The sequence below is a fragment of the Exiguobacterium sp. E17S genome (assembly GCF_057772545.1).
Map to the genome: position 1 here is coordinate 1,001,212 of NZ_JBYLRU010000001.1, position 21,772 is coordinate 1,022,983.

The 21,772-nt window shown below is 48.9% G+C and carries 22 protein-coding genes and 1 pseudogene; 3 read left to right on the forward strand and 20 right to left on the reverse strand.

What is annotated here, in order from left to right; genetic code table 11:
- Window positions 1–26: 26 nt before the first annotated feature.
- The 9 genes from lepB to smc all read right to left on the reverse strand — a co-directional run bounded on the left by lepB (window position 27) and on the right by smc (window position 9,149).
- On the reverse strand, window positions 27–566 hold the full coding sequence (gene lepB / locus AC3B4V_RS05275) for a signal peptidase I (RefSeq protein WP_034786034.1): 540 nt from the start codon (window positions 564–566) through the stop codon (window positions 27–29).
- A gap of 104 nt (window positions 567–670) precedes the next feature.
- Window positions 671–1,024 (reverse strand): 50S ribosomal protein L19, encoded by a 354-nt coding sequence (rplS, locus tag AC3B4V_RS05280; RefSeq protein ID WP_023468738.1) that lies wholly within the window; start codon window positions 1,022–1,024, stop codon window positions 671–673.
- 112 nt (window positions 1,025–1,136) lie between these two features.
- The gene (gene trmD / locus AC3B4V_RS05285) at window positions 1,137–1,865 is read right to left on the reverse strand and encodes a tRNA (guanosine(37)-N1)-methyltransferase TrmD (protein ID WP_023468739.1); all 729 of its coding nucleotides are present in this window, start codon (window positions 1,863–1,865) and stop codon (window positions 1,137–1,139) included.
- Window positions 1,862–2,371: a ribosome maturation factor RimM gene (gene rimM, locus AC3B4V_RS05290; RefSeq protein ID WP_488377941.1), complete on the reverse strand. Its 510-nt coding sequence runs from the start codon at window positions 2,369–2,371 to the stop codon at window positions 1,862–1,864. The genes trmD and rimM overlap by 4 nt, the downstream gene beginning before the upstream one ends.
- A gap of 62 nt (window positions 2,372–2,433) precedes the next feature.
- Complete coding sequence (gene rpsP, locus AC3B4V_RS05295; RefSeq protein ID WP_023468741.1) at window positions 2,434–2,709, reverse strand: 30S ribosomal protein S16; 276 nt, start codon at window positions 2,707–2,709, stop codon at window positions 2,434–2,436.
- Window positions 2,710–2,802: 93 nt separating this feature from the next.
- Window positions 2,803–4,152 (reverse strand): signal recognition particle protein, encoded by a 1,350-nt coding sequence (gene ffh / locus AC3B4V_RS05300; protein ID WP_023468742.1) that lies wholly within the window; start codon window positions 4,150–4,152, stop codon window positions 2,803–2,805.
- A 12-nt stretch (window positions 4,153–4,164) separates the two neighbouring features.
- Entirely contained in the window at window positions 4,165–4,485 is a 321-nt protein-coding gene (locus AC3B4V_RS05305) for a putative DNA-binding protein (protein ID WP_023468743.1), read from the reverse strand.
- A 99-nt stretch (window positions 4,486–4,584) separates the two neighbouring features.
- The gene (gene ftsY / locus AC3B4V_RS05310) at window positions 4,585–5,589 is read right to left on the reverse strand and encodes a signal recognition particle-docking protein FtsY (protein WP_029342091.1); all 1,005 of its coding nucleotides are present in this window, start codon (window positions 5,587–5,589) and stop codon (window positions 4,585–4,587) included.
- Window positions 5,586–9,149, reverse strand: a complete 3,564-nt coding sequence (gene smc, locus AC3B4V_RS05315) for a chromosome segregation protein SMC (protein WP_488377942.1) — start codon at window positions 9,147–9,149, stop codon at window positions 5,586–5,588. Before smc ends, ftsY begins: the two co-directional genes overlap by 4 nt.
- Before the next feature lie 126 nt (window positions 9,150–9,275).
- Here smc and AC3B4V_RS05320 point away from each other — a divergent pair, with 126 nt between their 5' ends.
- The gene (locus AC3B4V_RS05320; RefSeq protein ID WP_023468746.1) at window positions 9,276–9,476 is read left to right on the forward strand and encodes a DUF1128 family protein; all 201 of its coding nucleotides are present in this window, start codon (window positions 9,276–9,278) and stop codon (window positions 9,474–9,476) included.
- Between the two features lie 70 nt (window positions 9,477–9,546).
- On the opposite strand, the gene rnc is transcribed toward AC3B4V_RS05320, so the two are convergent.
- The 11 genes and pseudogenes from rnc to AC3B4V_RS05375 all read right to left on the reverse strand — a co-directional run bounded on the left by rnc (window position 9,547) and on the right by AC3B4V_RS05375 (window position 19,734).
- Window positions 9,547–10,317 carry a ribonuclease III gene (gene rnc / locus AC3B4V_RS05325; RefSeq protein WP_023468747.1) on the reverse strand — a complete coding sequence of 257 codons (771 nt, stop codon included), beginning with the start codon at window positions 10,315–10,317 and terminating at the stop codon, window positions 9,547–9,549.
- A gap of 56 nt (window positions 10,318–10,373) precedes the next feature.
- Window positions 10,374–10,613 carry an acyl carrier protein gene (acpP, locus tag AC3B4V_RS05330; RefSeq protein ID WP_029342095.1) on the reverse strand — a complete coding sequence of 80 codons (240 nt, stop codon included), beginning with the start codon at window positions 10,611–10,613 and terminating at the stop codon, window positions 10,374–10,376.
- A gap of 70 nt (window positions 10,614–10,683) precedes the next feature.
- On the reverse strand, window positions 10,684–11,415 hold the full coding sequence (fabG, locus tag AC3B4V_RS05335; RefSeq protein WP_035396763.1) for a 3-oxoacyl-[acyl-carrier-protein] reductase: 732 nt from the start codon (window positions 11,413–11,415) through the stop codon (window positions 10,684–10,686).
- Window positions 11,412–12,332: an ACP S-malonyltransferase gene (gene fabD / locus AC3B4V_RS05340; protein WP_035396761.1), complete on the reverse strand. Its 921-nt coding sequence runs from the start codon at window positions 12,330–12,332 to the stop codon at window positions 11,412–11,414. Before fabD ends, fabG begins: the two co-directional genes overlap by 4 nt.
- A gap of 16 nt (window positions 12,333–12,348) precedes the next feature.
- Window positions 12,349–13,344 (reverse strand): phosphate acyltransferase PlsX, encoded by a 996-nt coding sequence (gene plsX / locus AC3B4V_RS05345; RefSeq protein ID WP_488377943.1) that lies wholly within the window; start codon window positions 13,342–13,344, stop codon window positions 12,349–12,351.
- Window positions 13,341–13,910, reverse strand: coding sequence for a transcription factor FapR (gene fapR / locus AC3B4V_RS05350; protein WP_023468752.1), 570 nt, complete (start codon window positions 13,908–13,910; stop codon window positions 13,341–13,343). The genes plsX and fapR overlap by 4 nt, the downstream gene beginning before the upstream one ends.
- An 85-nt stretch (window positions 13,911–13,995) precedes the next feature.
- Window positions 13,996–16,026 carry an ATP-dependent DNA helicase RecG gene (recG, locus tag AC3B4V_RS05355; protein WP_488377944.1) on the reverse strand — a complete coding sequence of 677 codons (2,031 nt, stop codon included), beginning with the start codon at window positions 16,024–16,026 and terminating at the stop codon, window positions 13,996–13,998.
- Window positions 16,010–16,906, reverse strand: coding sequence for an L-serine ammonia-lyase, iron-sulfur-dependent, subunit alpha (gene sdaAA / locus AC3B4V_RS05360; RefSeq protein WP_023468754.1), 897 nt, complete (start codon window positions 16,904–16,906; stop codon window positions 16,010–16,012). The genes recG and sdaAA overlap by 17 nt, the downstream gene beginning before the upstream one ends.
- A gap of 4 nt (window positions 16,907–16,910) precedes the next feature.
- Window positions 16,911–17,572, reverse strand: a pseudogene (gene sdaAB, locus AC3B4V_RS05365) (L-serine ammonia-lyase, iron-sulfur-dependent subunit beta).
- Between the two features lie 100 nt (window positions 17,573–17,672).
- Window positions 17,673–19,346, reverse strand: a complete 1,674-nt coding sequence (locus tag AC3B4V_RS05370; RefSeq protein WP_369815311.1) for a DAK2 domain-containing protein — start codon at window positions 19,344–19,346, stop codon at window positions 17,673–17,675.
- A 25-nt stretch (window positions 19,347–19,371) separates the two neighbouring features.
- Window positions 19,372–19,734 (reverse strand): Asp23/Gls24 family envelope stress response protein, encoded by a 363-nt coding sequence (locus tag AC3B4V_RS05375; RefSeq protein ID WP_023468757.1) that lies wholly within the window; start codon window positions 19,732–19,734, stop codon window positions 19,372–19,374.
- A 283-nt stretch (window positions 19,735–20,017) separates the two neighbouring features.
- Here AC3B4V_RS05375 and rpmB point away from each other — a divergent pair, with 283 nt between their 5' ends.
- Window positions 20,018–20,206 carry a 50S ribosomal protein L28 gene (gene rpmB, locus AC3B4V_RS05380; RefSeq protein WP_023468758.1) on the forward strand — a complete coding sequence of 63 codons (189 nt, stop codon included), beginning with the start codon at window positions 20,018–20,020 and terminating at the stop codon, window positions 20,204–20,206.
- Window positions 20,207–20,346: 140 nt separating this feature from the next.
- Window positions 20,347–21,750: an amino acid permease gene (locus AC3B4V_RS05385; protein WP_064299638.1), complete on the forward strand. Its 1,404-nt coding sequence runs from the start codon at window positions 20,347–20,349 to the stop codon at window positions 21,748–21,750.
- Window positions 21,751–21,772: the final 22 nt, after the last annotated feature.

Consider the following 21,772-nt stretch of genomic DNA (forward strand, 5'->3'; position numbering starts at 1 on the left):
CAGCAAGCGTCTCATCTTCTTTCGTTTTAATCGACAGAGCGTACATCATTGAATGGATAGAAGACGAAGTTCGTCGTTCCGACGATTTGTTCTTCATCCACGAAACCGATATCACGACTATCTTTTGAATTTTGACGATTGTCTCCCATGACGAATACTTTCCCTTTTGGAACAGTCGTCTCTCCTGTTCGCTCTTCAAGCGTGAAGTCTTCTGTCAATGGCACACCACTCATCTGGGCTTTGTATTCTTTCAGATACGGTTCGGCGACTTTCTTATCGTTGACATACAACGTATCGTCTTTGTAATACATCGTATCTCCCGGAACAGCGATGACCCGTTTGATGTAGTCTCGCGTTTCCGTTGCATGGAAGACAACGATATCGCCTCTTTCTGGTTCATTAAAATAGTATGGGACCTTATTGACAATCATTCGATCCGCATTGTGTAAGGTCGGCATCATCGATTCCCCATCAACGATGACGGGTACGAACAGGAACGTTCGAATGATGAACGCGATGACGAGCGCTACGACGAGCGCCTTTACCCAACTGAATAACTCCTTCACGAATTCCACTCCCTTGATTAACGCAATTTCTTCCTAAGGACTAGTATACGCATAAACTGCAAAAAAAAGAAGCTTGTCCGGAGACAAGCCACTTTTTCACATGATTAACGACGAATTTCTTTAATACGCGCCGCTTTACCACGAAGGTTACGGAGGTAGTAAAGTTTCGCACGACGGACTTTACCGTAGCGAACGACTTCGATTTGTGCAACACGTGGTGAGTGGAGCGGGAAAGCACGCTCAACGCCAACTCCGTAAGAAATTTTACGGACTGTGAATGTTTCACTGATGCCGCCACCGTGACGTTTGATGACTACGCCTTCGAAGAGCTGAATACGCTCACGCGTACCCTCGACGACTTTAACGTGTACACGGACTGTATCCCCAGGACGGAACGCAGGGACGTCTGACTTGATTTGTTCTTGTGTAAGTTCACGGAACAATTGTTGTGTGTTCATGAATGATTTCTCCTTTTTTCACCAATGTTCTTATCTTCATTTGCTTCAAGCATCCGACAGCGGAACATCGTTAATGGGTGGCTTTTGCCACATGTTTTAACTTATCATAGATTCAGTCGTTTGACAATCCTGAAATCGAGTCTAAATAACGTTGATCTTCATCCGTTAACGATGCATCCACGAGAAGATCAGGGCGTCGCTCATATGTCCGCTTCAGCGACTGTTCCCGTCGCCATTTTTCAATCCGGGCATGGTTGCCTGATAACAAGACATCGGGTACTCGATACCCTTTATATTCTGCCGGACGTGTATAGTGCGGGTATTCGAGAAGTCCTGTTGAGAAGGAATCATCTTCGTGACTCGCAGAAGCACCGAGGACGTCCGGTAAGAGGCGAACGACGGCGTCGATCATCGTCATCGCAGCGAGTTCTCCTCCCGTCAAGACGAAGTCTCCGAGCGAGACCTCATCCGTCACCAACTGATCATGGATTCGCTGATCAAACCCCTCATAGTGACCACATAAGAAGACAAGTTCTTCTTCGTTTGCCCATTCTTCCGCCATTCGTTGCGAAAACCGTTTACCGGTCGGAGTCATGACGATGATTCGTCGTTTTCGTTCCGGTAGACTTGCCATCGCATCGAAGACGGGTTGAGGTGTCAACAGCATGCCGGCTCCTCCACCATACGGATAATCATCGACCTTACCATGTCGATTCGTTGAAAAGTCTCGAAAATTGATGGTTTCGAGTATGACGTGTTGATCGTCTTGCGCTCGCTTGACGATCGAATGATCAAGCGCTGAAAACATCTCTGGAAACAGCGTCAATACACGGATGTTCATTCCTCGATCAGTCCCGGAAGCGGCGTGATCTGAATGCGTTTCTGTTCGACGTCGACGGAAGCGACGACTTGCTCGATATACGGAATCAGGACATCTTTTTTTCCGTCGCGTTTGATCGTCCAGACGTCATTTGCGCCCGTTTCGAGAATGTCGGATACGACTCCGATTTTCGTCTCACCGTCATAAACCGTACAACCGATGATTTCATGATAGTAAAATTCATGCTCGTCTAAGTCCTGCAAGTCTTCTGCGTGGACGTAGAGTTTCAATCCTTTATACTTCTCGACGTCATTGATATGATGCATCCCTTTGAACGTCACCATGATGAATTGTTTATGTTTTCGGTAGCTACTGATCGTCACTGGTGTATACGTGCCTTCAGAGCCGAGAAAGACTTCCTTCCCGACCTTAAAGCGTTCTTCCGGGAAATCCGTGCTTGCAAGTAACTTCAATTCCCCTTTTAGACCGTGCGTATTAGCGATTTTCGCAATTTCCAACCATTCCATTCGTTTCACTTCCTTTCTTGAATTAAAAAAAGGAGGTAAGCTTTCGCTCACCTCCTAATGTCTTACTTCGCGAGTTTCGCGTTGTGGAATTTCTCCATGATACCAGCTTGTGAGAAGAGGTTACGAACTGTGTCCGAAGGTTTAGCACCTTCAGAGAGCCATTTAAGAGCTAGCTCTTCGTTGATTTTAACTTCTGCTTCTGGTTTAGCAACTGGATTGTAGTATCCGATTTGCTCGATGAAACGACCATCACGTGGTGCACGTGAGTCTGCTACTACCACACGGTAGAAAGGTGATTTTTTTGCGCCCATGCGCTTAAGACGAATTTTAACTGCCATTCGTAAGTCCCTCCAAATAATAAATGATTTTTTCGTTTAGTCAAATTGACAACTTCATTAGTATACAACGTTACAGCAAAAGAGAAAAGACTTTTAAAAGAATGGAAGGCCAAAGCCTTTCTTTTTCCCTTTGCCCATCTGTCCGGAAAATTGTTTCATCATTTTCCGCATGTCTTCGAACTGTTTAATGAGGCGGTTGACTTCTTGGATACTGCGTCCGCTACCACGGGCAATCCGCTTCCGACGGCTCGCATTCAAGATTTCAGGTTCAGTCCGCTCTCGTTTCGTCATCGATTGGATGATCGCTTCGACATACACGAGTTGCTTCTCATCGATTTGGGCGTTTTTCAACCCCTTCATCTTCCCTTTACCTGCCCCAGGGATCATTCCCAACAGTTCGTCGAGTGGACCCATCTGTTTCACTTGCTGCAACTGCTCGATGAAATCATCGAATGTAAACGATGCATCGCGCATTTTGCTTTCTAACTCTTTGGCACGCGTAGCGTCCATTTGTGACTCTGCTTTTTCAATCAGTGTCAGCATGTCTCCCATGCCTAGAATCCGAGACGCCATCCGCTCGGGATAGAATGGTTCGATGGCATCGAGCTTCTCTCCAAGACCGACGAACTTAATCGGTGCTCCGGTGACTGCCTTGATGGAGAGTGCTGCACCACCTCGCGTATCTCCGTCGAGCTTCGTCAGAACGACTCCCGTTACGCCAAGCTTCTCGTTGAAGCTCTCTGCGACGTTGACGGCATCCTGACCCGTCATCGAATCGACGACTAGGAAGATTTCATGCGGTTTGGCGATTTCCTTCACATCAACGAGTTCCTGCATCAGTTCCTCATCGACGTGTAAGCGACCTGCCGTATCGATCAACACGATATCGTGATGATGCTCTTTTGCATAATCGAGTGCACCGGTAACGATTTCTTGTGGACTAACCTGATCTCCCATCGAGAAGACCGGTAACTCCAATTGTTTTCCGAGTGTCTCTAATTGTTTGATTGCTGCCGGACGATAAATATCCGCCGCAACAAGCAAAGGACTACGATTATGTTTTTTACGTAAATGATTGGCAAGTTTACCCGTTGTCGTTGTTTTACCTGCCCCTTGCAGACCCGTCATCATGATGACGGTCGGAGGACGGTTCGCAAGCGTCAATGGTGACACTTCTGCACCCATCAGATTCGTCAATTCATCGTGGACGATTTTGACGACTTGTTGTCCTGGCGTCAAAGACGTCATGACATCCTGTCCGACGGCGCGTTCCTTTACATCATTTACGAATTGTTTGACGACCTTGAAGTTGACGTCGGCTTCGAGTAGCGCTAAGCGAACTTCGCGCATCATCTCTTTGACGTCTGCTTCAGAAATCTTACCTTTACCTCGCATTTTAGCGAGACTGGCTTGAAGCCGTTCCGATAATCCTTCGAATGCCATTAAGAATGCCTCCTACTCTAATTGCTCCAATGTCTCAATGATCACTAGGGCTTCACCCGGAAGGTCGCATTGCTTCAGCTGATCGAGTAACTGCTTTCGCCGTTCGTGTTTCTTGAACAGCGATAGTCGTTCTTCATACTGCTCGAGCATGGCTTCCGTGCGTTTTATGTTGTCGTAGACTGCTTGTCGGCTGACTTCAAACTCATCGGCGATCTCACCTAAGGAAAAGTCATCTAAGTAATAGAGTGACATGTAATTCCGTTGTTTTGGCGTCAAAAGCTCCTGATAAAAGTCAATCAGATAATTCATCCGGTTCGTTTTATCAAGTGTCATTCGAGCACCTCCGCAATGTTAAGTGAAATTCCTTTACAGATAGTATAGTACAGCCCTCACAGTGTGTTGTCAAGTTTTTTTCTTTACATGAAACGTCGCTTATTCCGCGCTTTCTTCCGTGTCGACGTTTTCTTTTTCTTCAAAGACATCGCCGAACAGTCCATATACGAATTGTTCTGCGTCAAATGGTTGTAAATCATCGATTTTTTCACCGAGACCCACGAACTTCACCGGTAGATTCAGCTCGTTCTTGATCGCAAGAACAATCCCACCTTTCGCTGTGCCGTCAAGTTTCGTTAAAACGATTCCGCTAACGTTCGTCGCTTGTTTAAAGGCTTTTGCCTGCACCATCGCGTTTTGCCCTGTTGTTGCGTCAAGTGCTAGTAACACTTCATGGGGTGCGCCTGGAATTTCACGTTCAATGACGCGTTTAACCTTTTCAAGTTCGTTCATCAAATTGACCTTGTTTTGTAGGCGTCCTGCCGTATCACAAATCAGGACGTCGACCTTACGTGCTTTCGCTGCTTGGACGGCGTCATAAACGACAGCAGCCGGATCGGAGCCTTCGCCTTGACGGATGACCGGTACGCCTGAGCGTTCGCCCCAGACTTGCAGTTGATCGATCGCACCAGCCCGGAACGTATCTCCCGCTGCTAACATGACGCTCTTACCTTCTTGTTTTAATCGGTTCGCAAGTTTCCCAATCGTTGTCGTCTTACCGACCCCGTTGACACCAACAAAGAGAATGACATTCAGCTCATGATCAAGATCAAGTGCCGTCTCTTCCTCTTCGACTAACATCTTCGCGACGACTTCTACAAGGACGTCTCGGACTTGTTTTGGATCCTTGACGTTACGGCGTTTGACTTCTGTCTTTAGTTCCTCGACCAAATCCATCGTCGTCGTCACACCGACGTCGGCTTGGATCAATACTTCTTCTAACTCTTCGAAAAAGTCTTCATCGACTTCACGGAAGCGGTAGACGAGATCATTGACGGCACTCGCTAATCCGTCGCGTGTCTTCGTCAAGCCTTCCGTAAATTTAGTCGTGACTTCTTGTGTCGAAGTCGTCAAGCGGTCTTTCAGTTTTTTAAAGAAACTCATCGTTTAATCTCCTTTGGTTCTTCACTTAATGTACGTCGTGCCTCTTCTAGTTTAACGGATAACACTTCAGATATCCCGTTTTGCTGCATCGTGACGCCGTAAAGGACATCTGCCGCCTCCATCGTTCCTTTCCGATGGGTGATGATGACGAACTGTGTCTCGCGTGCTAGCTGATGGACGAACTCGCCGAATCGCGCGACGTTCGCTTCGTCAAGCGCCGCCTCGACCTCATCGAGGACACAGAATGGGACAGGACGTGTCTTTAGAATCGCAAATAATAAGGCGATGGCTGTCAAGGCACGCTCTCCACCGGACAAGAGCGACAAATTCTGCAACTTCTTACCAGGCGGTTTGGCAACGATATCAATTCCACTCGTCAACAGATCACTCGGGTCAACGAGGACTAGATCGGCTTCACCGCCCCCGAATAGCTCGCGGAATGTTTCCCGGAAGTGTTCTCGGACAGCATCATACGTTTGACGGAACAACCGAATGACTTCTCGGTCCATCTCTTCGATGACGCCATAGAGATCCGTTTTAGCAGCGACGAGATCATCCCGTTGCGCGGATAGGAACGTAAACCGTTCATCGACCTCTGCGAATTCCTCAATCGCACCGATGTTGACGATGCCGATTTCTTCGAGTTGGCGTTTGAGCAGATGAATTTCCTCTTTTGCCTCTTCATACGATAGATCAAGTGGTGCAATCAGTTCGAGCAGTAATCCTATCTCTTCCAGCATTTCTTGTCTTGTCTCAAGACGCGTGCTCGTTTTCCCTTGCGAGAGTCGTAGCTGCTCGAGTGCCTGTTTCGTCGTTTGTTGATCGTCCTTCGTCTTCGCTTCGCGGATCCGGATCAAGCGCAGGGATTCTGCTTGTACTTGAATCCGTTGCCCGATCGCGACGAGTTCGGTCTCGACCCGTTGTTGTTCCTGTTCCTGTTCGCGCTGTTCCGCGTGCAAGGCATCGATTTTCGCTTCGTCGAATCCTTCGAGGACATGACGCAAGTCACGGCGTTTATGACCACGTTCAAGCTTCGCGTGACTGACCTGTTCCGTCAGGCGTTCGATCTCTTGCGAAAGTTGCGCTTGTTTCATTTGAATCGTCCGCTCTTCGAGAACTGCTTCTGCTTGTTCCTTCTTCAGTTCGTCCATCGTGACGGCACCACGGGCTTGCGCATCCTTGAGACGATCTAAGGCTTGTCTAAGCTCTGTTTGACGCTCCGTCCATTTTGCGATCTCGACTTCCGACGTCTCGATGATCTGACGTGCTTCCTGTTCTTGTTCGAGTACACGTGCCATCTGTCGATCTTCAACCGACAATTCAGACGTCATGACAGCAAGATGACGGTTCGCATCTGCTAACGTATCGCGCGATTGTTCGAGTTGCCCTTGTAATGTTTGAATCGTTTCTGTCCGTGTCCGAGCCGTAGCATCAAGAGTCTGGATCGCCGCTCTCAGATCTTCCAAGCGGCGCATCTGCTCCCGAATGACCGCTTGTCCGCGCGTCAGTCCCTCTTTTAACTCGTCAAGTTCGCGCGATTGACTAAACAGTGGTGTACCTTTTTTCCGACTTCCGCCGGTCATCGTACCGCCGACGTTGACGACATCTCCTTCGAGCGTGACGAGACGATAGCGATGTCCTGTCGAACGGGCGATTTGGTTCGCCTGTTCAAGTGACTCTACGACGAGTGTCGTACCGAGCAAGTTCATCTTTAATTTCGTCAACGTCTCGTCTGTCGTCACGAGATCACTTGCGATCCCGACGAACCCAGACATTCCACCGACTTGTTCTCGTACTGAACGATTGACTTCGCGTGCTTGGAGTGAGGCGAGCGGCATGAACGTCGCTCGACCGGCATTTAACCGCCGAAGCTCTTGGATCAGACGACGTCCTGTCGCATCGGTATCAACGACGATGTTTTGCATTGCCCCACCAAGCGCTGTCTCGATTGCCGCTTCAAACCGCGCCGGAACCGAAATCAACTCCGCGACCGCTCCGTAAATACCTGGGTGCTGATCTCGTTGTTTTAAAATCGTCTTCACGGCACCGAAATAACCGCTATAGTCGGCTTTGACGGATTCAAGGAATTCAATCCGGTCTTCCGTCTTATGCCGACGTCGCTCTAAATCCGCAACGGACTGTTCGACTTGTCGTAACGCATGTTGTTGTTCATTTCGTGCTGCAAGTGCCGTCGTCTCTTCTTTCGTTGCTTGGTCCAACTTCGTCCGGATCGAAGCGACATCCGCCTCTAGTCGAGCGACGTCTTCCTCGAGTTGACGACGCGTCGATTGTTTCGTACCGCTGTCCGCCGTAAATGAACGTTTTTGTTCTTCTGCCTGCATGAGATCTTGCTTCGCCCGATTATAGGCATTATTCGTCGCAGCTAATCGACTCGCCACTTCAAAGGCTTCCGAACGTAATACTTCGGCTTCCTTATCAAAATCACGATCGGTTTGTGTCAGCGCTTGATCGGCTCGTTCCCGTTCAGCTGTGATCCGCTTTGCTTCCTGATCGACTTCTGCTTGGCGTTCCTGTAAAGCGGTCAGTTCGAGCTCCAGTTCCTTGACGCGTTCTTCGACGACGGCAACCTCTTGTTCGAGTCGCTCTTTCGTCTCGGTCCCGTGTTTTTCACGCTCTTTCGCTAGGTTAAGGGCACCTTGGATTTCAACAAGTCGCGTCGAGACATGTCGAAGTTGCTCCTGCAACGCGTTTTCTTGTTGTCGTTCTTCTTCGAGCATCGATTCTTGATTTTCTCGGGACACGACGGTCTCTTCGTAAGTCGTCTTTTGAGACGCAAGGCGTTCTTCACATTGTGCGATGTCACGCGCTAGTGTTTCGAGCTCCGTCTGATACGTCGTGATTTCATGCGCCAAGATACCACGCTCGAGGACATCATGCCGTTCTCGAGCGACGAGATACTCTTTCGCGAGCGCCGCTTGTTCACGTAACGGCTCGATTCGTCCGCCAAGTTCATATAAAATATCATCGACACGCGATAGATTCGCTTCCGTATCACTTAATTTCCGCTCGGCTTGCTTCTTGCGATGACGATACTTCAAGACGCCTGCTGCTTCCTCGATGACAGCACGGCGTTCTTCCGGTTTACCGGAGATGACTTGTTCGACCCGACCCTGTCCGATGATTGCAAAAGCATCACGCGACAAGCCTGTGTCCATGAACAGATCAAGGACATCCTTCAGGCGACATGGTTTTTTATTTAAAAAATAATCGCTGTCTCCGTTGCGGCTGACACGCCGCGTGACACTGATTTCCTGATACGGCAACGCAACCGTTCCTGACTCGTTGTCTAAGACGAGCGTCACCTCGGCAAATTGTTTCCGGTGTTCAGACAGACTGCCGGCAAAAATGACGTCTTCCATCTTCGCCCCGCGCAGTGACTTCGCAGATTGTTCTCCGAGCACCCAACGGACAGCGTCCGATATATTTGATTTCCCACTTCCGTTCGGTCCGACGACTGCCGTGACACCCGGAAGGAATTCTAATTCAGTTCGACTGGCAAATGATTTGAAGCCATTGATTTCAATTCGTTTTAAGTACATCTTGATCACCCGTATGTTTAAATTTCTTTTGAATTTCTTTCAGTTTACCATAGCCGAAACGCTAGCAACATGATAGGTTTTAAGGTAGTATCACGCGAAACAAGAAGAAGAGGAGCGAATAACACGATGACGATTGAACAAATGATTGAAGCAATCTTAGATAAATTGAACATCATCAACAAAGGGGTCATTAAAGCAGAACAGTTCGATGGCTCAAAAAACGAGGACTTAAAAGAGATTTATGAGTTCGTCATGATGCGCGACTCGTTATCACTTGCAGAGGTCGATGCGATCGTCGACGAACTGAAATCCCTCAAGACTGTCTAATCAAGCGAACTTCACACGATAAAGGCCGATCATCTCTCACGCATTCGAGAGATGGTCGGCCTTTTGTTGCTTAAAACTGTTTCTTTAATTCAAGTAAGGCTTGTTTTGCCGCCTGTTGTTCTGCCTCTTTTTTCGAACGGCCAGTCCCGATCCCTTCAAGCTCATCCGCGACTTGGACACGCGAGATGAATTCCCGACTATGCGCCGGACCGCGCTCCTCGATGATTTCATACTCGATGACACCTAAGCCGACACGTTGAATCGCTTCCTGTAATTGACTCTTGAAATCTGTCTGTTCTTCAAAAAAGCCTGTCGCCACTTTCGGAAAAACCGCTTCGGCGAGGAATCGTTCGGCTGCTTCGATGCCTTGGTCAAGATACAAGGCGCCAATGAAGGATTCGAAGACATCCGCAAGTAAGGCTGGACGATTCCGACCACCGGTCAGTTCTTCCCCCTTACCTAACAGAATCATATCGGAAAACTGATAGTGATTCGCAAATTGGACGAGTGACGGTTCACAGACGATTGCCGCTCGCAATTTCGTTAATTCCCCCTCGGAACGTTCCGGGTAGTGTTCGAATAGATAGCGTGACACCGTCAACTCTAAGACCGCGTCCCCTAAAAATTCTAGGCGTTCGTTATCCCCTTCAGACTCGCGTTGTTCATTGACGAACGAAGAATGCGTGAAGGCTTGTTTTAATAGCTCGACATTAGAAAACGTGATATTCAGGCGCTCTTGTAACGCTTCGAATTTCTGCTCGATTTGAGCGAGCGTCCGAGCATCCTTGCGTCGTTTTACATAGGGTCCTTTTCGGACACGACGTCCTTTTTGATTCGTCATAGTTCCTCCTAAACAGCTAAAGCCCACCGCAAATTGCGGTGGGTCAGCTTCAATGATCAGACTTGTGTTTCGATGTAGTTGACGACATCGCCGACAGTCTTCAAGTTTTCTGCTTGCTCATCTTCGATCGTGATTTCGAACTTGTCTTCTAAGTCCATGACGAGTTCCATGACTTCGAGAGAGTCAGCACCGAGGTCGTCTTTGAACGATTTATCAAGTGTGATTTCACTTTGTTCTTTTCCTAATTTTTCTGCGATTGCTTCTTGTACGTCTACTAAGATTTGTTCTTTTGTCATTTTAAAATCCCTCCATGAGTTGAGTATATAAGATGATTGCCGATTTGGCAAAGTACTACCGTTAGTTGTGTTACATCGTCATGCCGCCATCGACGGCAAGAGTTTGTCCTGTGATGTATCGCGCTTCATCTGAAGCGATGAAACTGACGAGTGAAGCAATATCGTCGGTTTGACCGAAGCGTTTCAACGGAATTTGCCCGAGTGACAGGTTCCGCTGTTCTTCTGTCAATTCGTCCGTCATGTCCGTTTCGATGAATCCTGGACAGATGGCATTGACTGTGACGCCTTTACTAGCGAGTTCACGTGCGACGGATTTCGTCAGCCCGATCAGACCCGCTTTCGCTGCGACATAGTTCGCTTGCCCTGGATTTCCGGAAATACCGACGACTGATGCGATGTTGATGATACGACCGCTTGTTTTTAACAACGGACGTGTCGCGGCTTGTGTGACGAGAAACGCCCCTTTCAGGTTCGTATCGATGACAGCATCGAAATCCGCTTCCTTCATGCGCATCAGCAAACCATCACGCGTGATGCCGGCATTATTGACGACACAATCCAGTTGACCGAATGTGTCGATCGTCTGTTTGATCATCTGTTTGACAGCATCTGCTTCAGCGACATTCGCTTGAATCGCGAGTGCCTCTCCGCCTGCTTCCTTGATTTCACGGACGACAGCTTCCGCCTTGTCCGTGCTTCCTGCATAGTTGACGACGACACGGAAACCATCTGTTGCCAATCGCTTCGCGATGGCAGCTCCGATGCCGCGTGACGCGCCAGTGACGAGTGCTACTTTACTCAACGAATTCCCTCCGCTTCCAATTGCTCAAGTGTCGTGATGCTGATGATCTTCGCATCTTTTTTGATTCGTTTCACGAGACCGCTCAACGGAGATGATGGACCGAACTCGATGAATGTATCCGCACCTTCTTCGATCAGACGCTCGACGCATGATTCGAATCGAACCGGTGAGTAGAGCTGCTGAACGAGCAAACGAATCAATTCGTCTGGTTGATCGTGGAACGCACTGTCGACGTTCGAGATGAATTTCGTCTTCGCCGCTTCAAACGGTGACGAAACGAGAATGTCTTCGAATCGTGGTGCGAATGGTGTCATGAGTGACGAATGGAACGCACCTGAGACATCAAGCGGTAAGACACGTTTTGCTCCGAGCTCTTTTAACTTCGCTGTAGCGGATTCGACCGCTGCGATTTGTCCGGAGATGACGAATTGCCCAGGACAGTTGTAGTTGGCGATCTGGACGATCTCTCCCGTTGCCGCAATCGATTCGACCGCGTGATGGGCTGCCTCGACATCATTCATGCCGATGACCGCCGCCATCGTTCCACCCGTGACTTGATTCATGAGTTTTCCGCGTTCTCGGACGAGATAGACGGCTTCAGACGGTGTGATGACAGAAGCTGCGACGAGCGCACTATATTCTCCAACACTGTGTCCGAGTACGAAATCAGGTGTATGTCCTTGTGCTGCGTACTGCTGTGCGAGTAATGCACTGTGTGCGACGATGGCTGGTTGAGCGATGTCCGTCGCTTTCAATTCATCCTTCGTCCCTGTCGTCATCAGCGTCGTCAGATCCAGACCAATTCGCGTTCCAAGGTCAGCGAGTGCTTGGCGTGTCTCGTCTTGCGTGATGAGCGTCTGTCCCATTCCAGGGGTTTGTGACCCTTGTCCCGGAAACATCCAAACTGTTTTCCCCATCTCGTCTCACTCCTTCTTAACGTGCTTCTGTTGCCTTCGCTTGAACGATTTTAGCAACGACTTCTTGTTCGACCATCTTCTCAGCTTGAACGAGCGCTCGGCTGAAGGCGTAGGCATTACTTGAACCATGCGCCTTAATGACCGGAGCCGCTATGCCGAATAGTCCGGCACCGCCATATTCTTCATAAGCTAGCAACTGCTTCATTTTTTTCAACTTCGGTTTTAGTACGAGAGCGGCTAGCTTTGATGTCCAAGAGCTCATGAATTGTTCTTTCATGACACCCATGATCATACTGGCAGCCCCTTCTGTACTCTTAAGTAACGTATTGCCGGCAAAACCTTCCGTGACGATGACATCGACGTCACCGCTCATCGCTTCTCTCGCCTCGACGTTCCCAACGAAATGAATCGGTGCTGTCTCAAGTAGCGGATACGTTTCCTTCGTCAGTGCATTCCCTTTACCGGCTTCTGATCCGATATTCAGGAGTCCGACTTTTGGACGTGTGATGCCGCGAACTTGTTCTGCGTAGACAGACCCCATGATGGCATAATCGAGCAAATGCTCTGCCTTCGCATCCGGGTTGGCGCCAACATCTAAGATGACGACACCTTTCCCATTACGTGTCGGGAAAGTCGGGGCCAGTGCAGGACGGTCAACTCCTTCGATTCGACCGATGACGAACAATCCGGCAGTCATGAGCGCTCCCGTGTTGCCTGCTGAAATCAAGGCATCTGCCTCTCTTGATTTCACCAGGTTTGCAGCCACAACGAGTGAGCTATCTTTCTTGCGGCGAATCGCACGTACCGGTTCATCTTCTCCGGTGATGACGGATGCCGCGTGGACGATCGTCACGCGCGGATCCTCGATTGTGTATGAGCGTAATTTCAACTCATCTCCGACTAGTCGGATATCGATGTTTTCGTTTGGACGTTCTGCCAAATAGGCAACGACCCCTTCTACGATGGCACGGGGTGCGTGGTCGCCCCCCATAGCGTCAACTGCTAAAATCATTTCGATTCCTCCTTACTACTTCGATACACCGTGAACTCACCGATGAAGACACATTCTTCACCGACATAACTCTCCACCGTGATGTCAGAACGACCATCTTGACGATGGGAACTGACGAATGCCTTCGCAACGACGCGTTCTCCGACGTGAACGGAGCGTGTGAACTGAACGTTCGCACGTGTCGTCAACGCGAGTTCATCGTCGATGAGCGCAATCGCAAGCGAGTTTGCCTGCGCGAACAAAATATGTCCGCGGGCGATCGCATTCCGACTAAACGCATGTTCCGGCAAAATCTCAAGGATCGAGATCGCAGATGTATCGAGTTTCAGGTCAATCATATCACCAATGACTTCATTTTCAGTCAACGTACGCACATCATCCAGCCGTTCGGTCGCGACGTGTTTAATTCGCTCCCGTAATTCCGGAATCTTTAATTCCATCCGGTCGAGACGAATCGTCTGGATACTGACACGGAATCGTGTCGCCAGCGCTTCATCCGTGATGAACGGATTTTGCTCGATCGTCTGTAATAATTCTTGTTGTCTCTCTTTTTTAGGTACCCGCATGTATGTTCCTCCCACAAGAAGGATGACCACTATTATTACCTGGTACTAACAGTAGTATATATCCCTTGTTGTTCACTTTCAAGTATTATTCGATTCTTTCTCCTTCAAGTAGCCCTTGTCGTTCGATATAGTCACGCAAGACATCGTATTCCGGCGCTTGCCAAAAGGCGTCCGATCGCAGTAAGCGGACTGCATCTTGTCGCGCAGTTTCCATGACTTGTATATCGAGCGCAGGATCAGTCAAAACGAAGCGCGGTAATCCACTTTGTTCGGTACCGAAGAAATTTCCGGCTCCGCGCAGTTTTAAATCCTTTTCCGCTAGCTTGAAGCCATCGTTCGTCTCCGTCATCGTCTTGATCCGTTCTTTTCCCGTATCGGAAGAGGGATCGGCGATTAGAATACAGTAAGACTGGGCATCGCCTCGACCGACGCGCCCTCTTAATTGGTGTAACTGCGCAAGACCAAAGCGTTCTGCATCATGAATGACGATGATCGACGCGTTCGGAACGTTCACGCCGACCTCGACGACCGTCGTCGAAACAAGGATTTGAACAGTATTCTCCTTAAACGCCTGCATGACCTCGTCTTTTTCAGAAGAAGTCAAGCGCCCATGCATCAAACCGACATGATAGGGCTTGAACCGCTCGGTCAATGTCGCATGTAATTCGATCGCATTTTGAACTTCGAGTGATTCGGATTCCTCGATCAATGGCGTGATGACGTAGGCTTGTCGACCTTGCGACAATTCTTTCTCGACGAACCCGAAAACGCGTTCCATCTGTTGCGGTTTCGCCCAGTAGGTCTCGATTTCCTTTCGTCCCGCCGGCATCTCATCGATGATCGAAACATCCATATCTCCAAAGACCGATATCGCAAGCGTACGCGGAATCGGTGTCGCTGTCATATATAATACATCTGCCTGTTCAGCTTTCGCGCGCAATCGTTTCCGTTGTTCGACACCGAAGCGATGTTGTTCATCGGTGATGACGAGGTGTAATGCCTTGAACTGGACGGTGTCTTGAATCAGCGCATGTGTTCCGACCAAGACGTCGATCTCTCCTGTTACAAGAGCTTCGAGCAAGTGTGCACGCGCTTTCCCTTTAACGGAACTCGTCAGTAAACCGACCCGAATCCCAAGTGGTTCAAGCAATGGGGCGAGCGACGCTGCATGCTGTTCCGCTAAAATTTCGGTCGGCACCATCAAGGCGCCTTGTTTTCCGGCACGAACCGTCGCGAACAAGGCGATGGCAGCGATGACGGTCTTCCCGCTTCCGACATCCCCTTGCAACAACCGATTCATTCGTTCGCCGCTACCGATGTCGTCTAGGATCTCTTTTGTCACACGTTGCTGGGCACCTGTCAGCGGAAACGGCAGGCTCTTGATGAAATTGGCAATATCCGTTTCATGAAGGGGAAGAGCAATCCCTTGACCTTTCCGTCGTCCAAGACGTAACGCCTGTAATTTCAGTTGGAAATAGAGGCACTCCTCGTAGACATAACTGCGACGAGCAGCCGTTAACTCTTGTCGATTCGTTGGGAAATGAAGCGACTTTAACATCGTCATCCGGTCTTGTAACCGGTATGTCTTCCGGATACTATCCGGGATCCGTTCAGCTAATGCCTCAGTCTCCTTGAACGCCAAGTCGACGACGCGTCGGAATGTCTTCATCCGCATGTCACCCCGTAGCGAGTAGACCGGTGTCAATTCGCCTTCGATTGCTCCAAATTGCAATTCCGTCGCAGAGATCGTCATCCGGTGTAAGTCCCACTTGCCACTGACCGTCACTTCTGCCCCAAGTTGCAATTGGTCTTTGTAGAATGCTCGGTTGAACATCGTTACGGTCACACTATACCGTTCTTCGACGAGCAAACGGAACGTCAAACGGTTCTTTCCTTTTCCGTAATAGCGCACAAGTGGTTCAGATTGGACTTGACCCGTGAACTTGACTTTATCCTCATGGATTGCTTCCGTTAGACTTCCCGTCACGAAGTCGTCATAACGAAACGGGACGTGCTCGAGCACGTCCGCAACGGTGAGAATATTCATCTCTTCTAGTTTTTTCGCCAAATCCCGTCCGACACCTTTTAATGTCTTGACGTCACGTGATGGATTCATTCGATAACTCTCCGAAGATTTTTGCTTCGAGCCAGCGACCCGTCGGCGTATTCGCGAGTCCACCTTTTGCTGTCTCGCGAAGCGCAGACGGCATCATCTGACCAATCTCATGCATGGCTGAGATGACTTCATCACATGGAATCCGTGACGTGATTCCAGCGAGTGCCATGTCGGCAGCTACAACAGCATTCGCCCCACCCATCGCATTGCGTTTCACGCATGGCACTTCGACGAGTCCTGCAACAGGATCACAGACGAGTCCGAGCATGTTCTTCAGCGCGATCGCAAAAGCATGCGCTGACTGATCCGGTGTTCCGCCCGCCATCTCAACGATGGCAGCAGCTGCCATCGCTGTTGCTGAACCGACTTCTGCTTGACAGCCACCAGCCGCTCCGGAAATCGACGCATTGTTCGCGACGACGAAACCAAACGCACCGGATGTGAACAAGAAGCGTAACATCTGCTCACGCGTTGGGTTTAACCGATCTTTGACAGCAAATAGTGTACCTGGTACGACGCCGGCACTCCCTGCCGTTGGTGTCGCACAAATTTTTCCCATCGCAGCATTGACTTCATTCGTTCCGATTGCCTTACTAACGGCGTCCAATAATAAATCACCGGATAATCCTTTACCTGAAGCACGGTACCGTTGAAGCAAGACAGCATCCCCACCGGTCAGTCCTGTCACCGACTGGACACCGTCACCATCAAGTGAACGAGCGACTGCTTCTTCCATCACTTGTAGGTTTCGTTCCATCATCGCATAGACTTCATCTCGCTCTAAATGACGAACCGTCATCTCTTGCTCGATCATGACTTCCGAAATCGGAATATTTCGTTCCGTCGCGATGGCGACGAGTTCTTTTACGGATTTAAACATGTCTTCACTCTCCCATCATGACGGCACGCTCGACTTGAGGTAACCGATCGATTTCTTCCAACACTTCTGCCGTTATCCGGTCATCAATCTCAATTGCCATAAGTGCTTGTTTTCCTTTTCATGCCTTGACACTTCCATATGCCCGATATTGATTTCGTAATCAGCCAAAATGCTCGTCACGGCTGCGATCGCACCAAAGCGGTCATGATGCAAGACGACGAGTGCCGGTCCCCCACCGGACAAACGAAGCGGTACACCATTTAATTCTGTGATTTCAATCGTTCCCCCACCAATTGAAATACCAACCAATTCAAACTCTTCTACTCCATTCGTCAAATGGACACGAGCCGTATTCGGATGATCCGTCAACGCTTCACTCGTCTCGAAATGAATCTCAATCCCTTTTGACTTCGCGATATCGATCGATTGTGGAATCCGGTCGTCAAACGTATCGTATCCGAGAACACCGCCGATGATGGCGACATCCGTTCCATGTCCACGATACGTATCCGCGAATGAACCGTAAAACGTGATGTGGATGACAGTAGGTGTTTCCCCGAATAATTTACCTGCCATCAATCCAATCCGTGCAGCTCCCGCTGTATGCGAGCTTGATGGACCAACCATGACTGGTCCGATGATGTCAAAGACGCTACGATATTTCATCTCTTTTCCCCTCTCTATGAAACAAACGAAATCCCACCTCTATTATCGCAGATGGTGGGATTCGTGAAAAGGCTAGTCGCCCTTTTTCAGTATGATGGTTTTATTCGACGCTTAAAATGTACGAATAAAGTGGTTGTTTGCCGTCGTGGACTTCCACTTCAGCATCCGGATTGACCGATTCGATGTACGCGACGAGTGCGTCAACTTCTTCTGTTGAGACGCCTTCACCGTAAAGAACCGTGATGATTTCGTCGTCCTCAGTGACGAGTGTATCGACGAGTTTCTTGACTGCACCAAGACTTGAAGCGTCCGTAGCGACGATTTGTTTTTCAGCAATCGCCATATGGTCGTCCTTCTTGATTTCTACACCATCGATGTTCGTATCACGTACGGCATATGTGACTTGTCCCGACTTAACGGCTGCAATCGCATCTGCCATGTGCGCTTCGTTCTCTTCGACAGTCGCTTCTGGATTATAGACGATTGTTGCTGCTAAACCTTGTGGAACTGTTTTTGATTTCACGACCGTCACACCACAATTCGCAACAGATGCTGCTTGTTCAGCGGCCATGATGATGTTTGAGTTGTTTGGATAGACATAAACGTGTTCAGCGTGTGCATCCTCGATCGCCTTAACGATATCTTCAGTCGACGGGTTCATCGTTTGTCCGCCTTCGATGACGACACTGACACCGAGTGATTTAAAGAGTTCGCTGATTCCTTCACCCATTGCGACTGTCACGAGGGCTGCTTTCGCTTTTGCCTTCGGTGCAGCGACTGGAGTGACTTGGTTCGCACCTTCTTCTTCAAGGATCGTCGAGTGTTGTTGACGCATGTTTTCAATCTTAACAGCGACGAGTTCACCGAAACGTTGTCCTTTTGTGATGACTTCTCCTGGTGTTTCAACGTGGACGTGAACTTTAAGGAGTTCTTCATCCGCTACGACGAGCAATGAATCACCGAATTCCGCTAATTCGTTACGGAAGTCTTCTTCGCTGAATGGTGCATTCGCAAGCTTGTCATCTTGGAAACGAACCATGATTTCCGTACAGTAACCGTAATGGATTTCTTCTGTCGACATGAAGCTTTGAGCCGTTTTATGATGCTCTGCTTCGACGAGTGCTTCCATGACAGGCGCATGCGGTTTGTCGAGTTCTTTTCCTTCGAGTGTTGCGAGGAATCCTTCATAGATACAGACGAGACCTTGACCACCAGAGTCAACGACGCCGACTTCTTTTAATACCGGAAGAAGTTCTGGTGTACCGTCGAGCGATACTTTCGAAGCTTCGACGAGTTGACGCATCAACTCTAAGAAATCCGTCGTCGTCTCAGATTGTGCGATAGCAGCGACAGCTGTTTCACGGGCAACCGTCAAGATTGTTCCTTCAACCGGTTTCATGACTGCTTTGTATGCTGTATCGACACCTTTTTGTAACGCATCTGCGAATTCCTTCGTATCAATCGTTGTTTTGCCTTCGATTGATTTCGAGAATCCACGGAACAATTGACTTAAGATGACGCCAGAGTTTCCGCGCGCCCCCATCAATAATCCACGTGCGAAGACGTTCGCGACTTCCGATACAGAATCCGAAGTTGATTTACCTGCTTCTTTTGCACCTGAAGTCATCGTCAAATTCATGTTCGTTCCCGTATCACCATCTGGCACAGGGAAGACGTTCAATGAATCGACGAAATCTGCATTTTGATAGAGATTCGCCGCGCCATTTTGAATCATCTTGACTAACTGCGCTCCTGTTAAACGATCTACACTCACTAAAGTTTCCTCCTCTATTCCCGCCTTAGACATTCGTCAAGCGGACTCCTTGGACAAAGATGTTCACAGATGTCACGTCAAGACCTAGTGCCTGACTGAGCGTGTATTTCACGCGACTCTGTACGTTGTTCGCCACCTCTGAGATTTTCGTTCCATAGCTTACGATGATATGCATATCGATATGGACCTGCTCTGAAGCCTGTCGAACGATGACACCGCGTGCAAAGTTCTCACGTTTTAAGAGTTCAGCAAGACCATCCTTGATTTGAGACTGGGATGCCATACCAACGACACCAAAACATTCCATTGCTGCGCCGCCCGCAAGTTGCGCGACGACATCATTATCTACATCAATCTTTCCATAGGTCGTTTTCATCTCGATCGCCACCTGAGTAGCCCCCTTTGAATATTGTATTCTTCTCATAATTCTACTATAAGGACCTACTATTGAAAAGTCGCCGTACTGACTATACAATGAATAAGTGAAAAATAGTAGCGGTCAAATGAACTTTTACCATCATCCTCATCCATTATTTTAAATTTCGAGGTTGTCTGTCAAGTTTTTTTCTTGTCAGCTACTTTTTTTATGTTGCAACCGCCCTGACACCATGCTAAGATAGCAAAGTGTCTATTAGGACGAACGCAAAACAACATAAAAGGAGGCGGAACGCATGGCACGTAAATGCTACGTTACTGGGAAATCGCCAAAGTCGGGTAACAACCGTTCACACGCATTGAACAAAACAAAACGTACTTGGGGAGTCAACGTACAAAAAGTACGTATCCTCGTCGACGGTAAGCCGAAAAAGGTTTGGGTTTCAGCTCGAGCTCTTAAATCAGGTAAAGTCGAACGCGTATAAGGCGCAACCACCGGATGGGAATCTTCCCTTCCGGTTTTTTTATGCCCTCATTTATTTTTCTCATAAACTAATTGTCGCTTTTATTGAAAACGCTTACAATAGGAACGTACTTTATTTTGTCAGAATTGGGGGAAGTCATCATGCAACTCAAACGAGAGATGACGAGTCGACACCTGTTCATGATTTCACTCGGCGGAATCATCGGAACAGGCTTATTTTTAGGGTCAGGATTAACGATTTCACAAGCAGGACCTCTCGGGGCGGTCCTCAGTTACATCGTGGGTGGGACCATCATGTATCTGACGATGTTATGTTTAGGAGAATTAGCGGTCTATCTGCCGGTCTCGGGGTCATTTCAGACCTATACGACCCGATTCATCGGACCAGGGGTCGGCTTTGCCGTCGGTTGGATTTATTGGCTCGGCTGGGCCGTGACGGTGGCACTCGAAATTACAGCTGCCGGCAGTTTGATGGACCGCTGGTTTCCGAACGTACCGGTCGTCGTCTGGTGTACCGTCTTTACGGTCTTGCTGTTCGGTCTGAATGCCGTCTCCGCCAAAGCATTCGGTGAAGCTGAATTCTGGTTCTCGAGTTTGAAGGTCCTCGCGATCCTGTTCTTCATCATTCTAGGTGGCGCTGCTTGGTTCGGCTGGTTACCGATGGAAGCAGATCGTCCGACATCGTTATTTGCGAACTTTACGGCAAGCGGTTGGTTTCCAAACGGGATTCTCGGTGTCTTGACGACGATGATTGCCGTCAACTTCGCCTTCCAAGGAACGGAATTGATCGGTGTTGCGGCTGGGGAGTCCGACACGCCCGAAAAATCGATTCCAAAAGCCATCCGCAATACAGTCTGGCGGACGTTCATCTTCTTCGTCTTATCGATTACGATCGTTGGTGCATTAATTCCGTATGAAACAGCTGGCGGAGTCAGCAGTCCGTTCATCATGGTCTTTGATGCGATCGGTATTCCGTACGCTGCTGATTTGATGAACATCGTCGTCTTGACAGCGTTATTGTCCGTCGGAAACTCCGGATTATATGCGGCGACTCGGATGTTATGGGCAATGGCGCAAGAAGGGATGATTTCAAAGAAATTATCTTACGTCAATGCACGTGGTGTGCCGATGCGGGCGTTGCTCTTTACGATGATGTTCGCGATGTTATCGCTTCTGACCGCATTTTTCGCAGAAGATACCGTCTTCATTTGGCTCTTGTCCTTAGCCGGACTCGGGGCTCAAGTCGGCTGGATTTCAATCTCTGCTTCGCAGCTTGCATTTCGTCGTCAGTTCGTCCGAAACGGACACGATGTATCCGAACTGAAATTCAAGACACCACTCTATCCGGTGTTACCACTGATTTCGTTGACACTTAACGTCGTCGTCCTCGTCAGTCTTGCGTTTCAAGCGGATCAACGAATCGCTCTATACATCGGTGTTCCTTTCTTCCTTGTCATGTGGGGAAGTTATCATCTCTTCGTCAAAGGAAAACATCTATCCGCTCAAAGCGACATCCGTGTCGCCCCTTCTCAACTCGAAGAATAATTTCATCTAAAAAGAGGCCGCG